Consider the following 19,016-nt stretch of genomic DNA (forward strand, 5'->3'; position numbering starts at 1 on the left):
GTCCATGCGTTTTCTTTCCGGCCTTGTTGCCGCCGCCTTGTTTGCTTCACCTGCGTTTGCCCAATGTGGTGGGGGTTTCAACTCCTTCGTGAAGGGGTTGAAGGCCGAGGCCGTTCAGCAAGGCTTTGACAAATCCACCGTCAATGCCTTCTTCAAAGGTGTGCAACAAGACAACGCGGTATTGAAAGCCGACCGGGCACAGGGCGTGTTCCAGAAACCGTTCATTGATTTTTCGCGACACCTGATTTCACAAAACCGGATCGACCGGGGTCAGGCCATGTCGCGCAGATACGACGCGGTGTTTGACCGAATCGAGCAACAATATGGTGTCTCGCGCGGGGTGCTGTTGGCATTTTGGGCGTTCGAAACGGATTACGGGTCGTTTCAGGGGGATTTCAACACCCGCAATGCGCTGGTGACACTGGCGCATGATTGCCGTCGTCCAGAATTGTTCCGGCCTCAGGTGTTCGCCGCGATTGAGCTGTACAGCCGGGGAAATTTCGACCCGGCCCGCACGTCAGGTGCTTGGGCTGGCGAGATTGGAATGGTACAGATGCTGCCCCGAGACATTCTGGAAAACGGGGTCGATGGCGATGGTGACGGCAAGGTTTCGCTAAAGACCTCTGCGCCCGATGCGCTTATGTCGGGCGCCAAGATGCTGTCGCATCTGGGCTGGCAACCGGGGCAGCCTTGGCTGCAAGAGGTCACCGTACCCGCACGGATGGATTGGTCGCTATCGGGCCCGGGCAAACCGCGTTCGATTTCTGACTGGCAGGCGATGGGCGTTCAGGCGCGCAACGGGTCGCTGTCCAACCTGCCCGCCTCGCTGATCCTACCGCAAGGGCATAACGGGCCGGCGTTTTTGGCCTATCCAAATTTCGATGTGTATTTCGAATGGAACCAGAGCTTTGTCTATGTGCTGACCGCCGCCTATTTCGGCACCCGGCTTGAAGGGGCACAGGTCTATGACGCGGGCAACGCGGCCCAAGGCTTATCGGGTCCACAGATGAAGCAGCTGCAAAGCAAGCTGCAGGCGCGCGGCCATAATGTGGGCAAGATCGACGGGATTCTGGGCGCAGGGACCCGCGCGGCTGTACAGTCAGAGCAAGCACGACTAGGCCTGCCTGCGGATGCCTGGCCAACGGCTGAGTTGTTGAACCGGCTCTAGTCGCTCTTCGATACGGCGATCTAGGCGACTTCGGCGTCCAAAGATCGCCCGTTCGGCTCAAACACATGCATCTGCAGCCTATCGCCGCGTGTTTCGATGGCGGTATTTGCCGGGATCTCGGCCCAATCGCCATTCTTCGCATCCAGCGGCTCAGACGCGATAATGATCCCATCATCGCAGGGCCTGTAATGCAGGCTGGGTGCGAAACGGTCCGAGGCATAGCGCGCAGCAAACAGGCGATCTCCATCGGACCAGCAGGCGGCAAAGCGCATATGGGGTAGGCTTCCTTTGGCGCGGGCAAGCACCTCGACACGGTGCACCGCACGCTCCATCGCGGCGATGGGTTCGGCGTCCAACCCTTCGCCATGGGCAATCAGAAAAATCGCCTCGCTTTCAGTTGCGCCAAGGCGATGATCGTACAGGTGGCTAGGTATCATCCCGTCAAGCTGTTGGCGGATACGGTCATGGCCACCTGCCTGCCCGTTATGCATAAAGCTCCACTTACCACAGCCAAAAGGATGGCAGTTGTTCCGCGACGTGGCAGTCCCAGTTGAGGCACGTACATGCGCCAGGAACAGGTGCGATTTCGTGTGATGGGTCAACTGTTTCAGGTTGGCATCCGACCAAGCCGGGTTGGTGTCTTTGTAAAAACACGGCGTTTCGCGCCCGGAATACCAGGCCAACCCAAAACCATCCGCGTTGATCGGCGTTTTGCCAATCAGAGCGTTTCTGCTTTGATGCACCAGCGACTGTTCCTGGTCCATGACAAGTTCGTCCAGAAACCGTTTCGCACCCGCCCAAGCCAGAAATCTGCACATCGACCCGCCTCTTTTGATCCGTTGTTGATACGGGAACTTACAACAACGCGGGGTGAGAATTCGCCCCTGATCCCCATCTAATTTTGAAATATTACGATTAAATGACCACCAAAGATCCAAATTTTCAGATCATTTTCAACAGATGCCGCGGTTTCTTGAATGTCACTCGGGCCGTACCGGGAAACGCTCTCCCTTTTCCGTGATCAGGATCAGGCGTCCAGCACTCAGGACATAAAGATCACATCGACCGAACCCGTTTCTGTATTGCACGCAGATACTGCCATCCTCCGCGATGGAATAGGTTCCGAACGCGGATTCTCCGCTGGCATAGGTATAGGAATAGGCCCCGCCAGCCGAGTATCGCGACTGCCCGTCATCATAAAAGGTCAGCGTCCGACCCGCCAGCGCCGTCAACTCTTGTTGGGTCAGAGGGACGTCATCGGGCTTGGTCGTCCATTCCGCGGCCCCTAAAGGGGTAGCAGTCAGTAGGGCGATGATCAGGAAACGGGTCATGGCAGCAGCCTAACCCAATTCTTACGAAACCGCTCATAACGTTGCAGTGAGAGGTCAGGCGACCATCTGTTCGGCTTTCTTCAGATCAACCGAGACCAGCTGGCTGACACCCTGTTCTTGCATGGTGACGCCGAACAGACGATCCATCCGCGCCATGGTCACCGCGTGGTGGGTGATGATCAGGAACCGTGTGTCGGTCTGGCGGCACATCTCGTCCAGAAGGTCGCAGAACCGGGTCACGTTGGCATCATCCAGCGGCGCATCGACCTCGTCCAGAACACAGATCGGAGCCGGGTTCGCCAGAAAGACGCCAAAGATCAGGGCCGTCGCGGTCAGGGTCTGTTCACCGCCCGAAAGCAGGCTGAGCGTCGACAATTTCTTGCCCGGCGGCTGGCACATGATTTCAAGGCCGGCATCCAGAGGGTCGTCGCTTTCGACCATGACCAGATTGGCCTCGCCACCACCAAAGAGATGCTTGAACAACATGGCGAAGTTCGAATTCACCTGTTCAAACGCGGTCAGTAGCCGTTCGCGTCCTTCGCGGTTGAGGCTGGAGATGCCGCTGCGCAGCGCTTTGATCGCCTCTTCGAGATCGGCCTTTTCGCCGTTCAGCGTGTCGAATTCTTCCTGAACATCTTTGCTGTCCTCTTCGGCACGCAGGTTTACCGCGCCCATCGCATCGCGCTGGCGTTTGTGGCGGTTGACCTCGGCCTCAAGAGCATCGGCAGCCGGCATCTGGTCGGGATTCACATCCAGCTGGTTCAGCAACTGGTTCGGGGTTAGCTGTTGATCCTCAGCGATACGCTCGGCCGCTGCCGATACGGCCTCTTTGGCTGCATCACAGCGCGCCTCAGCGGCGGCGCGGCTTTCGCGCGCCTCCGAAGCCAGACGTTCCGCTTCGCGCTCAGCCAGCACAATCTCTCGCTGGCGGGCCTCGGCGGCAGCCAACTTGTCGGCGGCCTCGGCCCGGCGGGCTTCGGCAGTTTCGATCAATTCGTTCAACTCTTCACGCGCCTCGGCGATTTCGCCCGGAGCAGCCATCGCTTCGGATAGCTCTTCCTCGGAACTTTCCTTGCGCTCGGCCAGTTCCGAGATTCGCTTTTCGGCGCTGTCCAGGCGGTGCCGCCAACCGCTGAGGTCTTTGGTGACCTCTTGTGTACGGCGGGTACGGGCCTCGCCCTCGCGGCGCAGCTCGTCATGGGACGAGCGGTGAGTCAGCATCGTGATCCGCGCCGCCTCGACCGTCTGTTTGATGTCTTCGACCTGCGCGCGGGCATTGTCGAGATTGCCCAGACCGGTCAAGGCGCCCTCGGCCTCGCGCAGCTGGGCACGGGCGGACATCGCATCCTCTTTGTGGCGATCAACGGCAAGCGCCAGCGTTTCCAGCCTGCCCTGCGCCAGATTGCGATCGGCCTCGGCCCTGCTGAGCAGACGCGCGGTTTCAGCCATACGCTGATCGGCGGCGCGGCGTGCCTCGCGGGCGCGGCGGTCAGCCTCGGTCACGTCGGCCAGTTGTTGCGACAGCGTCTCGTGCGCGGCGCGGGCCCCGTCGGCCTGCGCCTCGGTCCTGGCCAGTTCCTGTTTCAGTGCCTCAAGTTTGTTGAGCTGTTCAAGCCGCAGGGCGGCCGCACTTGGCGCATCCTCGGCCCAGGCACGGAATCCGTCCCACCGCCACAGGTCGCCCGAACGCGAAACCAACCGTTGACCGGGTTTCAGCGAGGCTTGCAAGCGTGCGCCCTGATCCGCGTCAACCAAACCGATCTGCGCGATCCGGCGGCTGAGGCGATCAGGACCGGATACATGCAAGGCCAGCGGCTCGGCCCCATTGGGCAGCGATTGATCGGCATCATAGCCAGCAACCGGTACCCAGCCTGATGGCCCGTCGCCCTCGACCAAGGGTGCCCTCAGATCATCCGCAAGCGCAGCGCCCAATGCCTTTTCATAACCCGGAGCCACACGCAGCATGTCGAGCACCTGCCCGCCTTCTGCGGTATCCCGTTCAACCAGCTTGGCCAGAGCTGTGGTTTCGGCGCGGATCGCACCCAGCTCACCTTCAGCTTCGGATCTTTTCGCACGGGCCTCGGCCTCGCGGCCCTGGGTTTCATTGCGTAACTCGTCAGCGGCGGCCAGTGCCTCTTCGGCGGCTTCAGAGGCCTCGCGAGCCTCTTCTTCACCCTCTTGCGCGGCCTCAAATGCCTCGGCGGCGCGGGTCAGGGCTGTTTTCGCCTCATCCACCGCTGCGCGGGCCTTTTCCTCTTCACCTTCCGACCTGGCCAGCGTTTTGCGGCTGTCGTCGACCAATCGCTGGCCGGACTGGTGGCGCGCAACCAGACGCGCCATATCCTCAGTCTCTTGTGACAAGTGGTCTTCGCGGTCTTGCAGGACAGAGGCCGCTTCGCGCGCGACCTCGGCGGCCTCGGCGACTTTTTCGTCGTGGCCATCGGCAGCTTTGGCCAATTCACGAGCTTCCCATTCCAGCCGTTCGATCATCTGCCCCGCATCGCGGTTCAGCCCGGCCTCGCGCTCGATATCGTTACCAAGCTGCTGAATGCGATTAGTCAATGTCTCAATCGTCTGACGGGCGCGGGTTTCCTGATCTGACAACTGATCCCGCTGCACCTGCTGGCGCTGCAGGACGGCGGCGGCAATGGCCTCTTCTTCGCGCAGGGGTGGCAGGGTTTCTTCGATTTCCGCCCGACTTGCGACGGCAGAGCGTGCATCAGCTTCGGCGCGCGACGCCTCGGTCAGGCGTTCGCGCAGCTTTTCCTCGGCCTGCTGGCGGGCCATGTCGGCCTCTTTCCAGCGACGATAGAGCAACATGCCTTCGGCTTGGCGCAGCTGCTCTCCGATTTCGCGATAGCGGGCGGCCTGACGCGCCTGACGGGCCAGCTGCGCCAGCTGTCCGCCCAGTTGTTCCAGCACGTCATCCACACGGGTCAGGTTGGCCTCGGTACCCTTCAGCTTCAACTCGGCCTCGTGTCGGCGCTGATAGAGGCCCGAAATTCCGGCCGCCTCTTCCAGAATGCGGCGGCGAGAGCGGGGTTTGGCGTTAATCAGTTCGGCAATGCGGTTCTGTCCGACCAGCGCCGGAGAATGCGCACCCGTTGAGGCGTCGGCGAACAACATCTGCACATCACGCGCCCGCACATCCTTGCCATTGGTCTTATAGGCGCTGCCGACATCTCGGGTGATGCGGCGGACAATCTCAAGCTGGTCGCTGTCATTGAAACCCGAGGGCGCGAGCCGCTCGGAGTTGTCCATGGTCAGCACAACTTCGGCAAAATTGCGGGCCGGCCGCGTGGCGGCCCCGGCGAAAATCACATCTTCCATCGCGCCACCGCGCATGGATTTGGGTCGGTTTTCCCCCATCACCCAACGCAGAGCTTCCAGCAGATTGGATTTGCCACAACCATTAGGGCCCACAACACCGGTCAACCCATCCGCGATAATCAGATCGGTCGGATCAACAAAGCTTTTGAAGCCGGTGAGTTTGAGTTTGCTAAAGCGCAAAGGCAATGGGTCCCGTGATTCCTATACCTTCGAAGTCTGCGCAACGGATTGGGGGTGAGTCAACGGAGTCGCGCAGGATATGGGATATATGGCCCACTTATCCACAACATCTTGCCTAAATCCGCAAGAAAAAGCGCGATTCAGTAGGCTGTACACTCAAAGACCTGATAGCCGTCGCCGTTACCAAGGTCTTGAAACAGCCCGGTATCAATGCATTCGTAATTCGGGACTGAAACCGCCGTCAGCAGCAACCGCTTGCCCATGGCGCGGTCACAACCCAAAACGCCAACGGTCACGGCCGCGTCGCCCAGGACATCCAGTATCGGGCATCCCGAGACCTGAGCCATCGCCATGGCCGCTCGTTCGCGGATCGGGCCAAGACGCGGAGCGTATTGCGAATTAACCCGAACGGCTTCGGCCAGATCTCCGCGCACGCGAACATCAAATACGCTGCCATTCACAGCGATACGCGTCACCTGAACATCGCGAAAGTGAGGGGTCCCGGCCGAACATGCTGCCAGCATCAGAAAAGACAAAATCCGGATCATATCCGCATCATTGCCAAAACTGGTTAACAGAACCTTTCCTTCGCTCAGGCCCTAAGTACTGTTCCCAAGCGGCGAATACCTTCGCGGATCGTATCCTCATCCGAGTTCGAGAAACTCAACCGGATCGTATTGGCGCCCGAACCATCTGCGAAAAAGGCCCGACCCGGCACAAAGGCCAGTTTCACTGTGTCGAGCGCACGGGCCAGCAGGTCTGCCCCGTTCATACCGGCAGGCAGAGTCACCCAGATGAACATGCCCCCGTGCGGATGCGTCCACTGAACACCATCGGGCATGTTCTGTTGCAGCGCCTCCAGCATCGCATCACGCCTGGCACCATAGGCCTGCCGCAACAGTGGGATGTGTGTGTCAAAATGCGTGCGCGCAACCTGCTCAACCGCCATCTGGTTCAATGTGGGCGAATGCAAATCCGCCGCCTGCTTGACCAACACCAGTTGCGAGATGACAGGCTTGGCAGCCACCACCCAACCAACGCGCAAACCCGGAGACAGCGTTTTCGAGAAGCTGCCGCAATAGATCGTACGGCAGGCCTCGATCGACCCTTTTCGCGCCTGTTCCAACGCCAGGACCGGAGGGATCGCGTCACCCTCATAGCGCAGAGCCTGATAGGCGCCGTCCTCGATCACCGCGATATTCAGATCATCGGCAAGATCCAGCAGGTATTCTCGACCACGCAGGTCAACGGTTTCACCGGTTGGATTTGCGAAATCAGGCGACAGATAAGCGAATTTGACCGCGCCCTCGCCTGCGGCTTCGGAATATTCGGCGGCACCTCTATTGCCATTAAGCATGAGACGGTCGAACCGGGGCTCATAGGCATCAAAGGCGTTGATCGCCCCCAGATAGGTCGGCCAGCCGATCAACGCAGTATCCCCTGGCGACAAATAGAGCTTGCCCAGATAATCCAAGGCCTGTTGCGATCCCGAGGTGATCAGGATGTTATCGACACTACAATCGACGCCGATCTCGCGCATATGCTGCACAAGCCATTCGCGCAATGGACCATAGCCCTCGCTGACTGAATATTGCAGCGCCTGCGGCCCAGCATTCAAAGCGGCCTGACAAGCTTGGGCAAAGGCCTCGGTGGGAAACAGGTTTGGGTCTGGGATGCCGCCCGCGAACGAGATGATTCCCGGCTGATCAAGAAGTTTCAACAACTCGCGGATTTCCGATGCTTTCATCCGGGACGCCCGCGTTGCAAATAGTTTCTGGGTCATCCTTGGCCTCCTCCTGCCCTGTTGCGACCTACTCTAGGGGCAATTTCTTTAATGTCAACATTGCTGACCTAAATTCAACTCCACCCCCCTGCTTGAACCAGGCCCGGATACGTGGTCATATGAATTGACCAATTTCGAAAACGCGCCGCCATGCCCTTCCAAAAGATCCAAACTGAAAAGCTGTCCATTGCGGTGGTCAAACAAATCGAGTTGCTGATTCTGCGCGGGATCCTGCGCCCCGGAGAACGTTTGCCTGCAGAACGGGAACTGGCCGACCGTCTGGGCGTTTCACGCCCCTCACTACGCGAAGCGATTTCTGATCTTCAGCATCAGGGTTTGCTGACAGCCAAGGCGGGGTCAGGAATCTATGTTGCCGAAGTCTTAGGCTCAGCTTTTTCACCGGCTCTGATCCGGTTGTTCAGCAGCCATGACGAGGCGGTTTTCGACTATCTGTCCTTCCGTCGGGACATGGAAGGGCTTGCAGCAGAACGCGCGGCAAGACTGGGGTCGGAAAGCGACCTGAAGGTCGTACAGGCGATCTTTGACAAGATGGAAGCCGCCCATGCCCGCAATGCGGCCGAGGAAGAGGCCCATCTGGATGCGCAGTTCCACATGGCCATCATTGAAGCCAGTCACAACGTGGTCATGCTGCATATGATGCGGTCGATGTTCGACCTGCTACGACAGGGTGTCTTCTACAATCGGCAGATGATGTTCCGGCAGCGTACGACGCGAGACGCCATTCTGGATCAGCACCGGGAAATCAATTCAGCGCTGCAGGCTCGCGACCCTGAGGCGGCGCGCGTTGCAGTCCAGGAGCATCTGGGCTTTGTTCGCATCTGCATGGAAGACCACCAGAAAGCCCTGCGGAACGAAGCCATTGCGCAGCAGCGCCTGGACCATGAGACAGGACAGCACTGATGTTCATTGGGCACCTACCAGGTGCGTATCTGGTCTTTCGCACTGCGACGCCCGGATTGGATAAAGCTGCGTTTGCCGCTGCGATGATTGGTTCCATCGCCCCGGATATCGATTTGCTGTGGTTCTATTTCGTAGACAATCGCAGCCACCACCATCACGAATACCTCACACACCGCCCTCTGCTCTGGCTCGGCATCCTGACGCTCGGCCTGCTGCTGCGGCTAAGATTCCCGCGCGCAGGTCTCATTACTGCAGCCTTCGGCGCCGGGGGTCTGGTGCATATGACCTTGGATTCGATCGTTGGCGAAGTGGCATGGGCTTGGCCAATTTCCGAATTCACCCACCCGCTGGTGGTTGTTCAGGCCACGCATTCTCATTGGATTTTATCTTTTCTAAGCCATTGGACCTTCAAGATCGAAATCGCAATCACTCTCCTGGCGGCCTATGTGTGGTGGACCAGCAGGCGCAAGAAACAGCAGGGCCTTGAGGGTTAAATTCCGTTCAGCCGCCGCTTAAGACTGTGAACCCACAAATTTGGCCGTTTCATTGCCTTCGGGTCCTGACTGGACAGCGACGGAAACAACCCTTCAGCTTCGGTCCGAGAGCGCAATTCCAACGGCGTGTCCAATATCGCCCCGATCAGGTCATCCGACCGGCTCTGCGCCTGACGCTCGACCTCAATCGCCTGAAGCATTTCCGCATGGTAAGCCTCAGCCGCTTCGGACCGCTGGCCCTTGCGGAACCGGAAAGCCCCAACCTGAGCATGCACGGGCACCAAATCGGTATGTCGCGAAAACCGCAGCCATAACTCTCCGTCGACGGCAAGCTTGAGGTTCTCGTTCAGTTGGCCCCCGACCTGATCCCATAGGTCACGCCGCCAATAGGTCGATTCCTGCTGAACCCACTGATAATCCCCGGCAAGCAGTCTTACCCGTGAAACAGGCTTTGGGCGCCGTACAGTCAGGACATTGTCTTCCTCGTCAATGCACGTGACCCGCCCGGTCATCCAATTCATGTTTTTGTTCAACGCAAACAGCGATCCTACCGTGGCAAGGCCGCCGGGAATAAGAACATCGTCCGAATTGATCCAACCCATTACGTCGCCCGTGGCCACTGCAAAGCCTTTGTTTACAGCGTTGGCCTGCCCGGTATCCGGGCCCGAGATGATATGTGAAAACGCATCGCGGTACTTTTCGACCACCTCCATCGAACCATCGGTGCTACCGCCGTCCGACAGGATCAGGTCCAGCTTGGGATATTCCTGCTCGAGCACAGAGAGGATTGTCCGTTCGATGAAATCGACGCAGTTCAGGTTGGGAATAACGACACTGATCGTCGGCAATTCGGTCATAAAGGGCTCTTATCCAGTCCGGTTTCGGCATATGCCGTCGCACGGGCGCAAAATTTGGTTGGAGTGTTTCCGAATATGTAACGCAGACAATCGGTCCCCGGTCAAATCGGGAAGCGGGGCGCGAGATTCGCAGCCCAATGTCCGGACCCGGCAGATGTGCTGCCGGGCCGGAATTGTCTTAGTGAAGCTTTTCGTTCACATCCGCAATGGATGCGTCGATCAGCTTGTTGGCCTGCGTGGCGGTCATCTGCTTGGCCAGCACAGCATTGGCTGCAGAAATAGCAACGGTGATAGCCTGATCGCGGACTTCCTTGACAGCCGACGCTTCAGCCGAAGCGATCTGGTCCTGCGCGGTCGCCAGACGGCGCGCGATGGATTTCTCCAGATCGACCTTGGCTTGCTCAGCTGCCAGAACCGCATCTTCCTTTGCGGCGGCCACGATGGCATCCGCCTGACCCTGAACCTCGCGTTGCTTGCGCTCGTACGAGGCAAGCAGGCTGCGCGCTTCTTCATGCAGGGCGCGAGCTTCGTCCAGTTCGGACTTGATGCCTTCGGCACGCTTATCCAGCGCTCCACCAATCATGCCCGGGACCTTGAAGTAGAACAGGACTGCGATGAAAACGATGAAGCCCAGCAGAACCACAAAGTCGGTGTTGCCAAGCGAGAAAAACGGGCCACTTGCGGCCAGCGCGGGGCTGGCGGCAGCAAATGTCAGGATAAGGGCAAGAGTGTTCCGCATGTCACTTATCCTTTTGTCTGCGCGTCAACCGCACCGTTGATGGTTTTGGCATCAGCCTCGCCACCCAGAGCGGTAACTAGTTCTACTGCCGTATCCTTGGCAACGATTTGAATGCTTTCCAGCGCACCTGCACGGATGTCGGCAATAGCCTTTTCCGATTCAGCCGCTTTTGCAGCGATTTCAGCATCTGCCTTGGCAATCGCGTCATCCAGACCAGACTGGATTTCGGCGCGTGCTTCGGCAGCGATACGCTGTGCCTCAGAACGGGCATCGGCCAGCGCCTTGTTATAGGCCTCTTCAGCCTCGACCGCTTTGGCCTTTAGATCTTCGGCCGCAGCCAGGTCATTTGTAATGGTCCCCTGACGTTCCGCCAGGATTGCCGCGATGCGGGGCAGAGCCACGCGGGACAGGACCAGAAAGATGACGACCAGCGTGATGACCAGCCAGAAGATCTGGTTGGGGAACCAATCGAAGCAAAGCTGAGGCATACCAATCGCCGACCCATGAGAGTCAACGCAGGTGCCAGCCACCTCTTCGTATACGGGTTCTGTCGCCATGATGTCCTCCGTCGGAACGTTGTCTTTACAACAGGCGGGCCGCTATGGCTTGGGCCCACCTGCGCGTAAGGATCAGGTTCCGCAGATTAGACGGCGAACATCAGCAGCAGCGAAACTAGGAATGCAAAGATCCCCAGGGCTTCTGCAAATGCGATACCGATGAACAGGGTTGCGGTCTGCGAAGCAGCCGCCGAAGGGTTGCGCAGAGCGCCAGCCAGGAAGTTGCCTGCTACGTTGCCCACCCCGATTGCGGCTGCGCCGGAACCGATTGCTGCCAGGCCTGCGCCGATGTGTGCGAGATCGCCTTCCATGATGTTTCTCCTTACGAATTGGAAGTTTCGATGTTTGGGTATCGGACCTTAGTGCGACGGATGCAGTGCATCCTTGAGATATACACAGGTCAGAATGGTGAATACGTAGGCCTGGATGAAGGCCACCAGGACCTCAAGACCATACATTGCGGTGATCGCCAGAACGGACACGGGCGAGATCACGGCAATCGCGGCGAAGCCTGCGAAAACCTTGATAACCGCGTGGCCTGCCATGACGTTACCGGCAAGACGAATAGAGTGGCTGACCGGGCGCACGAAATACGAGATCAGCTCGATGATCGCCAGGATCGGGCGCAGCGCCAGCGGCGCGCTGGAGACCCAGAACAGGCCCAGGAACCCGGCGCCGTTCTTGACAAAACCCAGAATGGTCACAGTCAGGAACACGGCCAGCGCCAGTGGGATGGTCACGGCGAAATGCGATGTGGTTGTGAACGAGGTCGGGATCAGACCCAGGAAGTTCGCGGTCACGATGAACATGAACAGGGTCATGACATAAGGGAAGTATTTGACGCCATCCTTGCCGCAGATGTCTTCAAGCATCTTGTAGATAAAGCCATAGGCCAGTTCGGCCACCGACTGCATGCGCGTCGGAACAATGGCGCGCTTGGACGTGCTGAGCACCAGCAGGCCGATCACGGCGAGAATTGCGAAAAACAGCCACAGAGTGACGTTAGTGGGCGTGTACCAAGCAATCGCACCGTCGCCAAAAAGCGGTTTGACGATGAACTGATCCATCGGATGGAAAACCAGGCTGCTGCCTTCTGCTGCGGTGGTCTCGGTTGCCACGTTCAGTCCCTCTCGTCTTCGTCGGCCTTGTCGGCCATCTGTTTCTCTTGCGCCTGTTGTGCGCTGCGGAGCATAACCTTTACCCCGGCGACCAGACCCAGCAATGTGAACAGCACCAGAAAGATCGGGATTGTCCCGAACAGGCTGTCCAGCCCGTATCCGATGCCAAATCCGATCCCCAGACCGGATACCATTTCGATGACCATCCGCCAGGCAAGCTCGCCTCCCGAATAATCGGCGTCCGCACGGGCCTCAGGCTTTGACTTGGCCTTTTTCGCCGCCGTGATCTTAGCCTCAAGCTGCGCCATACGCTGCTTTTGGTCATCATCAGTCACGGGCGTTTCCCTCGTACAGTCTTGGGCACGGTGCTAAGGGGCGGAGAGCGCAGAGTCAACGGCGTTGGCAGCTCGAATTGCCGCACTTTACTCTATTGTTTTTAAAGGTATTTATTCTGAGTCAGCATAGGCGTGATCAGCCCGAACCACAGGAAGCGGGTACAAAGGTACGGAATCCGCATATTCAACCTTTTGGTTGATCTTTGCCCGACACCCCCTGCCAGATACGTCTGATCACGCGCCCGTCGATCAGCAGCAGACCGGCGAAGATCGCTGCCATTCCCAGTAGATGCTCGGGCCGCAGGGTTTCCCCCAGCACCCATGTTCCAAGCACCAGCGCTGAAACAGGCGCAATCAATGTCACTGTCGAGATATTGGTCGGGCCAACTTTGGGCAGCAGCCAGTAGAACGCGATAAAGGCGGCGGATGTCAGCACAAACCCAATCATCGCCAGCGAGGCCCAAGTCTCGGCCCGGGTTATATGGGGTAGTCCTTCTTGCCAAAGCGCCAAGGGCGTGATGGCCAGCGTAGCACCCGTCAATGCAAGGGCGGTCAGAACCACAGGCTGCATATCCCGGAAGGCCCGCGCGATGTTGACTGAGAACGCATAGCAGATCGGTGCGCAAAGTGTCAGAAGGATCGCCCAAAATTCGGACGACGCGCCACCGCCCAGTACAGGCAGGGACAGCGCAACGATACCGGTGAAGCCGCAAACCACGCCCAGAGACTTTAACAGGGTGGCACGTTCACTTCCGGGCCAGAAATGCGAAACAATGACGGCAAAGGCCGGTGTCGTTGCATTGACGATCCCTGCCACACCCGAAGCGATATGCTGTTGCCCAAGCGCATAGAAGGCAAAGGGCGCGGCATAGCTGAGCGCACCAAATCCCAACAACCCAAACGCACGTGCCAGTGTCAGATTGACTGGCAATCGCGCCCCGATCACATAGACCCAGCACCCCAGCGCCCCAAATGCAACCCGTCCCATCGACACCGAAAGCGGCCCAAGTTCCCGCAGCAAAATGGCATTAAACATGAAGGACATGCCCCAGCCGATGCCAAGAATACAAATCACCAGCCAGTATTTTAGTGACATCCCAACCCCCGAAACACATGCCGGGGCACAGTGACCTCATACCGAAAATTGTCAAACCGGTTCTTGCGCTTTAGGAAAGGAGTATGTCCAACGATCTCGATACCGTTTTTGCGGCCCTTGCCGACCCCACACGCCGCGCCATCCTTGCGATGCTGCTGGAGGATGACATGGCTGTGACGGATGTCGCCGAACCGTTCGAGATGTCGCTTGCCGCGATTTCAAAACACCTGGTGATCCTGACCAGAGCCGGTCTGATCAGCCAAGAAAAGCGCGGACGGGTGAAGTGGTGCAAGCTGGAGCCTGACGCGCTGCGATCCGCATCCGTCTGGATGCAAGGGTTCGGGCAGTTCGAGCCGGTCAATCTGGACGCGTTCGAACGATTTCTTGAGGTTGAACTGCCCGCAGCCGAGGAATGATCCGCCTACCTGACTACAAAAACAGAGACACTGGCATGTTTCGCCAGATACCCCGCATGGCTCGAGAATATATAGTCGGTAATACGCGGCGCATGGGTGCCGACGACGATAAGGTCAGCTTCGATTTCTTCGGCAGTTCGTGTCAGGTCACCGTCAACTTCGGCGGCGACATCAACCGAATGGATATTGCGATACGCCACTTCGGTCCCGCTGCTTTCAGCCAACTGTTTGGCAAAATCACGTAGGTTCTTGTCAATCGCAGCATCTGACTGAACAGGGTCACCCGGTTGGGTGCCGGTGACACTGACCAAAGTAATCTTGGCCCCCTGCCATTCGGCTATAGCTGCTGCAACTTTGGCGGCCTTGCGCACCTCGGGTGGCAGATGAAGATCAACCGGGATCATGATATGACTGTACATGGGACGTTCCTCCTTGGCCTGAAGCATAGAGAAACCAGAGGGTGCCAGGCCTTGATCTGCCTCAACACCCTCGCCCGCTTGGTCAAACATTGAAACGGGCTAGCCTTCCTGACTGTATTCAACACCGGTCACGACCCCCGAAGGGTCCGCCCGACACAACCACGGGGCCTGGGCCCCGGTAACGGAAACCGTCGTGACCGACCCGCCCGGTTCGGTATCGGTGGACAATGCCCGAACATCCCCGGGCCGCGTTCCGGTTTCGGCTGCGACCAGCGCCTCGCAACTGGCTTGTAAATCCGTTTCAGATGACCCGGCACAGGCGCCGCAAACCACCAATATCATTATGGAAAGAACTGGTTTCATGTCGTCCCCTTGGACGTTTCATATTCTGGTCTAGGGCCAAGCCTGACACAATTTGGTCGTTTCACAAGTTCAATCGGCTTGCGGCAAAGGACGCGCGGGTTTGCCCTCCTCGGATTTCAGCAGCAAAACCAGGGCCAGGATCGTCAGACCGGCACCAAAATAGACGACAGGGCCAACCGCCTGCTGCCCCAGAGAGATTTCCCACAGAATGACCCAACTGGGAACCAGATAAGTATAAGCCATCACCTTTGCCGATGGCAGGCGCAGCGTTGAATACTGAACCAGCACGAAACTGGCCGCGGTTGCAAAGACCGAAACATAAATCAAACCCACCCAGACTATCGCTGGCAGGTTCGCCCAGTCGGTAGCACGGATCTCGGACCACCCGTAGATCGTCAGCATTAGGCATCCCGCCAGAAGCGTACCAAAGGTAAACACCACTGCAGGCTCTCCACGGTTCAGCTTGCGTACAAGGGGGGTATACAAAGCATGCGCGACACAGCCCCAGAAATAGATGATTTCCCCCTGCCCGATATCGAACGCCCGCACGGCTTGCCAATCGGCGCGAAAGATCACCCACAGCGCCCCGACTGCCCCAAGGGTCAGTGCAAGCGCCATCCTTGGTGTGGTGATCTGGCGCAACAAGATCCAACCGGCGAATGCGGTCATAACCGGAGTCAGCGTAAAGACCGCTGCCGCGTTGACAGGCGGTGCAGTTTTCAACCCGTAGAACATCAACACGAAATAGGCCGCGAATACTCCGCCCAGAACCAAATAGCGCCACGGGGCTTGTGCCGCGCTGCGCGGCAGGCCGGTGGTCATAAGGGCGGCACCCCCAATCACCACGGATGCGATGCCGAACCGGGCCGCGGTAATGGCTTCGGGCGCGATCTGATTGGCGATCAGTGACCCCAGCGAGAAACTCCCTGCAACCAGGGCCGAAAAAATCAGCATGGCCAGATGGCCACGCGCCTGTTGACTCATTTTGCCCAGCTCTTGGATTGCTCTTTCAGATAGGTCAGAAAGGCCTGCACCTTGGTCGTGCGATGCAGATCCACATGGGTAACAAGCCACAGATCACCAAACCATTCCGGCATCGGGTCGATCACTTCGACCAGGTTCGGATCTCCTGCAGCTGACCAACGTGGCATAAAACCGATACCCGCGCCGGACAGGACCGCCTCGCGGATACAGAAGTTGTTGGTACAACGGAAGGTGATGCGCTCGGCTGGCACGGTCTGGCGCAACCAGCGGGAAAACGGCGCTCGGCTGTTTTCGTCATCGGTACTGATGAAAGAATGATCTGCAAAGTCATCGAGACTGCCAGGCTTGCCGTGCAGCGCGACATAATCGGTGCTGGCGTATAACCCGACCTCTTGCTTCATAAAGGACTGAACCACGTTGTCGGGCTGATCAGGCGCTGACCCGGCACGGATCGCCACGTGCGCTTCGCCATATTCCAGACGAAACAGCCGATCACCGGTCAGATACCGGACGATCAGTTCCGGGTGCCGTCGCTGAAACTCGGCAAGAACCGGCACCACCAGAGATGCCAGAGAGGACAGCGACGTCACGACCAACTCGCCCGACACGTCATCACCCCGACCCTTCATCCGGCCGATCAGTTGATTGAACTGATCCTCAGTCGCCTGTGCCACACGCAACAGGTCCTCTCCGGCTTCGGTCGGTGTATAGCCGCGCGCATGGCGCTGGAACAGCTTGACCGCCAGCCGGGCCTCAATTGCATCAATGTGGCGAATGACGGTGGCATGATGCACACCCAGCACCTCGGCCGCGCCACTGACCGTTCCCATACGCGCCACCTGATAGGCGGTTCTTACCTCGTCCCAGTTGTCCACTGCGGTTTTCCATTGTGCAAATTCTAACAGACCCTGTTGACTTACCAGAGTTTTGTTCGCTCGCGCAACGCTCATATCGGGCCAAGACACATCCTGCACACCAAAGGAAATTGAACCATGACTAAAACTATCCTGCATATCGACGCATCGGCCCGCCGCGAAGGCTCGACCACTCGTGACCTGTCGGCACGCATCGTCAATCACTTGGGCGCTGACCGCATAATTCGCCGTGACCTTGCCACACCTCTACCGCTGCTGACCGAAGCCTGGGTCAGCGCAAATTTCACCCCTGCCGATCAGCGCAGTGCCATGCAACAGGACCAGTTATCCCTGTCTGACGAGCTGGTAACTGAACTGCAGCAGGCCGATACGCTTGTCATAGGCCTGCCGATCTACAATTTCTCGGTGCCCGCGGCGTTCAAAGCCTGGATCGACCTGATTGCCCGCGTCGGAGTGACTTTTTCGTATTCCGAAAGCGGTCCAAAAGGCCTGTTGGATGGAAAGCGCGCGGTTTTAGCCGTGGCGTCGGGTGGCACAGCTGTCGGGTCTGATGTCGATTTTGCCACCACCTATGCCAAGCATGTACTTGGCTTTATCGGTATCCATGACGTCGAAATCGTCGCCGCCGACCAGTTGGCGCTGGATGCCGAAGGTTCTCTCAGCAATGCACGAAATGCGGTTTCGCAACTGGCAGCCTGATTGACCTTCACCTCAGAAAACGTCCAGTCTGTCCTGGATACCAAATGGGCAGACTGGACGCACGCAATGAAAAAGATCGGCATTCTGGGCGGCGTGGGCTGGGCCTCGACCGTTGATTATTACCGGGCGATTGCCGAAGGCGCGGGGCGGTTTTTCGCCCAGCGCGGACATGGATCCCCTCTGCCCATCCCACCCATGACCATCGAGTCCGTGACCCAGGCTAAAACCCGCGCCCTACGCGGCGTCGCGGGCGATGAGGCCAGTTGGACCGGATTTGATGCTGTATTTCGGGAAGCTTTGTTAACTCTTGAAGCCGCTGGCTGTGACTTTGGGATTATCGCCTCGAACACACCCCACGCGCGGCTGCATGCAATCCGACAGGGCGTTACGATGCCCATTCTCAGCATCTTCGATGCAACCGCCGAGGTTACGGCCTCGACAGAGGCCACGCGCGCGCTGGTTCTGGGCACCACGGTAACGATGCAGGCGACGCACTATGCCAACAAACTGGGCGAGATTGGCATCAGCGCAAACGCCCGCCTGCCCGAAGGCGAAATTGCAAAGATGCAAGCGATGATCGACGGTGATTTCTACGGCGGCGCGTCAGAAAGCGCCCGTGTGCGCCTGCTGGCCTTTTGTAACCGGCATGCCGAACACGGAACCGCAATCCTTCTGGCCTGTACGGAACTGCCGCTGGCCTTTCCCGATCATCTGGACGACCCTGTGTTCGAGGCTGACGGGCATCTGTTCATCAACCCGTCCGCTGCACATGTGGCCGCGGCCCTGGAGGAGGCGTTAGTGCCCTGATCAGGGCAGCCAGTTCACCGCGCATGTAATCCGATCGAAGAAGGCCATCAAATCAGCGCGCGATATGGCAACTGTGCGGTCGTTGACCAAGGGATGCATGTTGATCACATCGGCCTGTTGTGCGGCAGCATCCATGTAAAAGCGTACATCATTCTGCACCCCGTTGATCATCGCCAGCGGGCTGACAGCCCCAGGGCGGATGCCGAGGTTTTGCAACAGCCGATCCGCCGAGCCAAAGGACAGGCTGCCGACACCCAGCTCGGCGCCCAGCGCCTTGAGGTCGATGTCGCGGCTCTGTTCCAGCGTCACCAGATAGTTCCGCTTTTTCTTATCGCGCAGATAGAGGTTCTTGAGGCGCAGGGTACGCTCACCCGGCACAAGAAACTGATCTTCGACGCCTTTCGCATCCTCAACCGTGCGCAGCGGGATGTGGGTATGCAGCCTATAGGTCAGGCCCCACGCATCCAGCTGCGCCAACAGCCCATCGGAACTGAGCGGCAATGTGTCTTGAAAAGCGGATGATGCGTCCATGGGAACCTCCTGT

The 19,016-nt window shown here is 58.5% G+C and carries 23 protein-coding genes; 6 read left to right on the plus strand and 17 right to left on the minus strand.

Annotated elements, in window-relative coordinates; translation table 11 throughout:
- The first annotated feature begins 4 nt into the window (after positions 1–4).
- Positions 5–1,168 (plus strand): lytic murein transglycosylase, encoded by a 1,164-nt coding sequence (locus AC2FHW_RS12050; RefSeq protein ID WP_271951402.1) that lies wholly within the window; start codon positions 5–7, stop codon positions 1,166–1,168.
- 20 nt (positions 1,169–1,188) lie between these two features.
- Here the strand turns inward: AC2FHW_RS12050 and AC2FHW_RS12055 are convergent, their stop codons facing one another.
- The 5 genes from AC2FHW_RS12055 to AC2FHW_RS12075 all read right to left on the minus strand — a co-directional run bounded on the left by AC2FHW_RS12055 (position 1,189) and on the right by AC2FHW_RS12075 (position 7,792).
- A complete protein-coding gene (locus AC2FHW_RS12055; protein WP_271951405.1) occupies positions 1,189–1,986 on the minus strand; it encodes a class II glutamine amidotransferase in 798 nt (265 codons plus the stop codon).
- A gap of 162 nt (positions 1,987–2,148) precedes the next feature.
- On the minus strand, positions 2,149–2,499 hold the full coding sequence (locus AC2FHW_RS12060) for a hypothetical protein (protein WP_281973514.1): 351 nt from the start codon (positions 2,497–2,499) through the stop codon (positions 2,149–2,151).
- Between the two features lie 54 nt (positions 2,500–2,553).
- Positions 2,554–6,009 carry a chromosome segregation SMC family protein gene (locus AC2FHW_RS12065; RefSeq protein WP_496708271.1) on the minus strand — a complete coding sequence of 1,152 codons (3,456 nt, stop codon included), beginning with the start codon at positions 6,007–6,009 and terminating at the stop codon, positions 2,554–2,556.
- Positions 6,010–6,149: 140 nt separating this feature from the next.
- A complete protein-coding gene (locus tag AC2FHW_RS12070) occupies positions 6,150–6,557 on the minus strand; it encodes a hypothetical protein (protein ID WP_281995869.1) in 408 nt (135 codons plus the stop codon).
- 44 nt (positions 6,558–6,601) lie between these two features.
- Positions 6,602–7,792, minus strand: a complete 1,191-nt coding sequence (locus AC2FHW_RS12075; protein WP_496708272.1) for an aminotransferase-like domain-containing protein — start codon at positions 7,790–7,792, stop codon at positions 6,602–6,604.
- Positions 7,793–7,942: 150 nt separating this feature from the next.
- On the opposite strand from AC2FHW_RS12075, the gene AC2FHW_RS12080 reads away from it, so the two are divergent.
- Complete coding sequence (locus AC2FHW_RS12080; RefSeq protein WP_142639185.1) at positions 7,943–8,713, plus strand: FCD domain-containing protein; 771 nt, start codon at positions 7,943–7,945, stop codon at positions 8,711–8,713.
- Entirely contained in the window at positions 8,713–9,207 is a 495-nt protein-coding gene (locus AC2FHW_RS12085; RefSeq protein ID WP_271951421.1) for a metal-dependent hydrolase, read from the plus strand. Before AC2FHW_RS12080 ends, AC2FHW_RS12085 begins: the two co-directional genes overlap by 1 nt.
- Here the strand turns inward: AC2FHW_RS12085 and AC2FHW_RS12090 are convergent.
- The 7 genes from AC2FHW_RS12090 to AC2FHW_RS12120 all read right to left on the minus strand — a co-directional run bounded on the left by AC2FHW_RS12090 (position 9,204) and on the right by AC2FHW_RS12120 (position 13,909).
- Positions 9,204–10,064, minus strand: coding sequence for a glycosyltransferase family 2 protein (locus AC2FHW_RS12090; protein ID WP_271951424.1), 861 nt, complete (start codon positions 10,062–10,064; stop codon positions 9,204–9,206). The two genes, AC2FHW_RS12085 and AC2FHW_RS12090, sit on opposite strands and share 4 nt — an antisense overlap.
- A 178-nt stretch (positions 10,065–10,242) precedes the next feature.
- Positions 10,243–10,803: a F0F1 ATP synthase subunit B gene (locus AC2FHW_RS12095; protein WP_271951426.1), complete on the minus strand. Its 561-nt coding sequence runs from the start codon at positions 10,801–10,803 to the stop codon at positions 10,243–10,245.
- Between the two features lie 5 nt (positions 10,804–10,808).
- A complete protein-coding gene (locus AC2FHW_RS12100; RefSeq protein WP_271951428.1) occupies positions 10,809–11,360 on the minus strand; it encodes a F0F1 ATP synthase subunit B' in 552 nt (183 codons plus the stop codon).
- 86 nt (positions 11,361–11,446) lie between these two features.
- Positions 11,447–11,671 (minus strand): F0F1 ATP synthase subunit C, encoded by a 225-nt coding sequence (locus AC2FHW_RS12105; RefSeq protein ID WP_005981269.1) that lies wholly within the window; start codon positions 11,669–11,671, stop codon positions 11,447–11,449.
- A 48-nt stretch (positions 11,672–11,719) separates the two neighbouring features.
- On the minus strand, positions 11,720–12,478 hold the full coding sequence (locus AC2FHW_RS12110; RefSeq protein ID WP_142639176.1) for a F0F1 ATP synthase subunit A: 759 nt from the start codon (positions 12,476–12,478) through the stop codon (positions 11,720–11,722).
- A 2-nt stretch (positions 12,479–12,480) separates the two neighbouring features.
- Complete coding sequence (locus tag AC2FHW_RS12115; RefSeq protein ID WP_142639174.1) at positions 12,481–12,813, minus strand: AtpZ/AtpI family protein; 333 nt, start codon at positions 12,811–12,813, stop codon at positions 12,481–12,483.
- Positions 12,814–12,997: 184 nt separating this feature from the next.
- Positions 12,998–13,909, minus strand: a complete 912-nt coding sequence (locus AC2FHW_RS12120) for a DMT family transporter (protein WP_142639172.1) — start codon at positions 13,907–13,909, stop codon at positions 12,998–13,000.
- A gap of 83 nt (positions 13,910–13,992) precedes the next feature.
- On the opposite strand from AC2FHW_RS12120, the gene AC2FHW_RS12125 reads away from it, so the two are divergent.
- Positions 13,993–14,325, plus strand: coding sequence for an ArsR/SmtB family transcription factor (locus tag AC2FHW_RS12125; RefSeq protein WP_142639170.1), 333 nt, complete (start codon positions 13,993–13,995; stop codon positions 14,323–14,325).
- A 5-nt stretch (positions 14,326–14,330) separates the two neighbouring features.
- Here the strand turns inward: AC2FHW_RS12125 and AC2FHW_RS12130 are convergent, their stop codons facing one another.
- The 4 genes from AC2FHW_RS12130 to AC2FHW_RS12145 form a co-directional block, all read right to left on the minus strand.
- The gene (locus AC2FHW_RS12130; protein ID WP_496702941.1) at positions 14,331–14,834 is read right to left on the minus strand and encodes a universal stress protein; all 504 of its coding nucleotides are present in this window, start codon (positions 14,832–14,834) and stop codon (positions 14,331–14,333) included.
- 9 nt (positions 14,835–14,843) lie between these two features.
- Entirely contained in the window at positions 14,844–15,107 is a 264-nt protein-coding gene (locus AC2FHW_RS12135; RefSeq protein WP_496702939.1) for a hypothetical protein, read from the minus strand.
- Positions 15,108–15,176: 69 nt separating this feature from the next.
- The gene (locus tag AC2FHW_RS12140; protein WP_496821977.1) at positions 15,177–16,091 is read right to left on the minus strand and encodes a DMT family transporter; all 915 of its coding nucleotides are present in this window, start codon (positions 16,089–16,091) and stop codon (positions 15,177–15,179) included.
- Positions 16,088–16,966: a LysR family transcriptional regulator gene (locus tag AC2FHW_RS12145; RefSeq protein WP_142639300.1), complete on the minus strand. Its 879-nt coding sequence runs from the start codon at positions 16,964–16,966 to the stop codon at positions 16,088–16,090. Before AC2FHW_RS12145 ends, AC2FHW_RS12140 begins: the two co-directional genes overlap by 4 nt.
- Before the next feature lie 117 nt (positions 16,967–17,083).
- Between AC2FHW_RS12145 and AC2FHW_RS12150 the strand changes: the two genes are divergently transcribed.
- The gene (locus tag AC2FHW_RS12150) at positions 17,084–17,665 is read left to right on the plus strand and encodes an FMN-dependent NADH-azoreductase (protein ID WP_271951444.1); all 582 of its coding nucleotides are present in this window, start codon (positions 17,084–17,086) and stop codon (positions 17,663–17,665) included.
- Between the two features lie 66 nt (positions 17,666–17,731).
- Positions 17,732–18,472 carry an aspartate/glutamate racemase family protein gene (locus tag AC2FHW_RS12155; RefSeq protein WP_496821991.1) on the plus strand — a complete coding sequence of 247 codons (741 nt, stop codon included), beginning with the start codon at positions 17,732–17,734 and terminating at the stop codon, positions 18,470–18,472.
- Here AC2FHW_RS12155 and AC2FHW_RS12160 read toward each other — a convergent pair whose 3' ends face one another.
- On the minus strand, positions 18,473–19,003 hold the full coding sequence (locus AC2FHW_RS12160) for a prolyl-tRNA synthetase associated domain-containing protein (protein WP_142639160.1): 531 nt from the start codon (positions 19,001–19,003) through the stop codon (positions 18,473–18,475). It abuts the gene before it with no gap.
- Between the last annotated feature and the right edge of the window lie 13 nt (positions 19,004–19,016).

The organism is Ruegeria sp. YTSA108 (genome assembly GCF_059610185.1).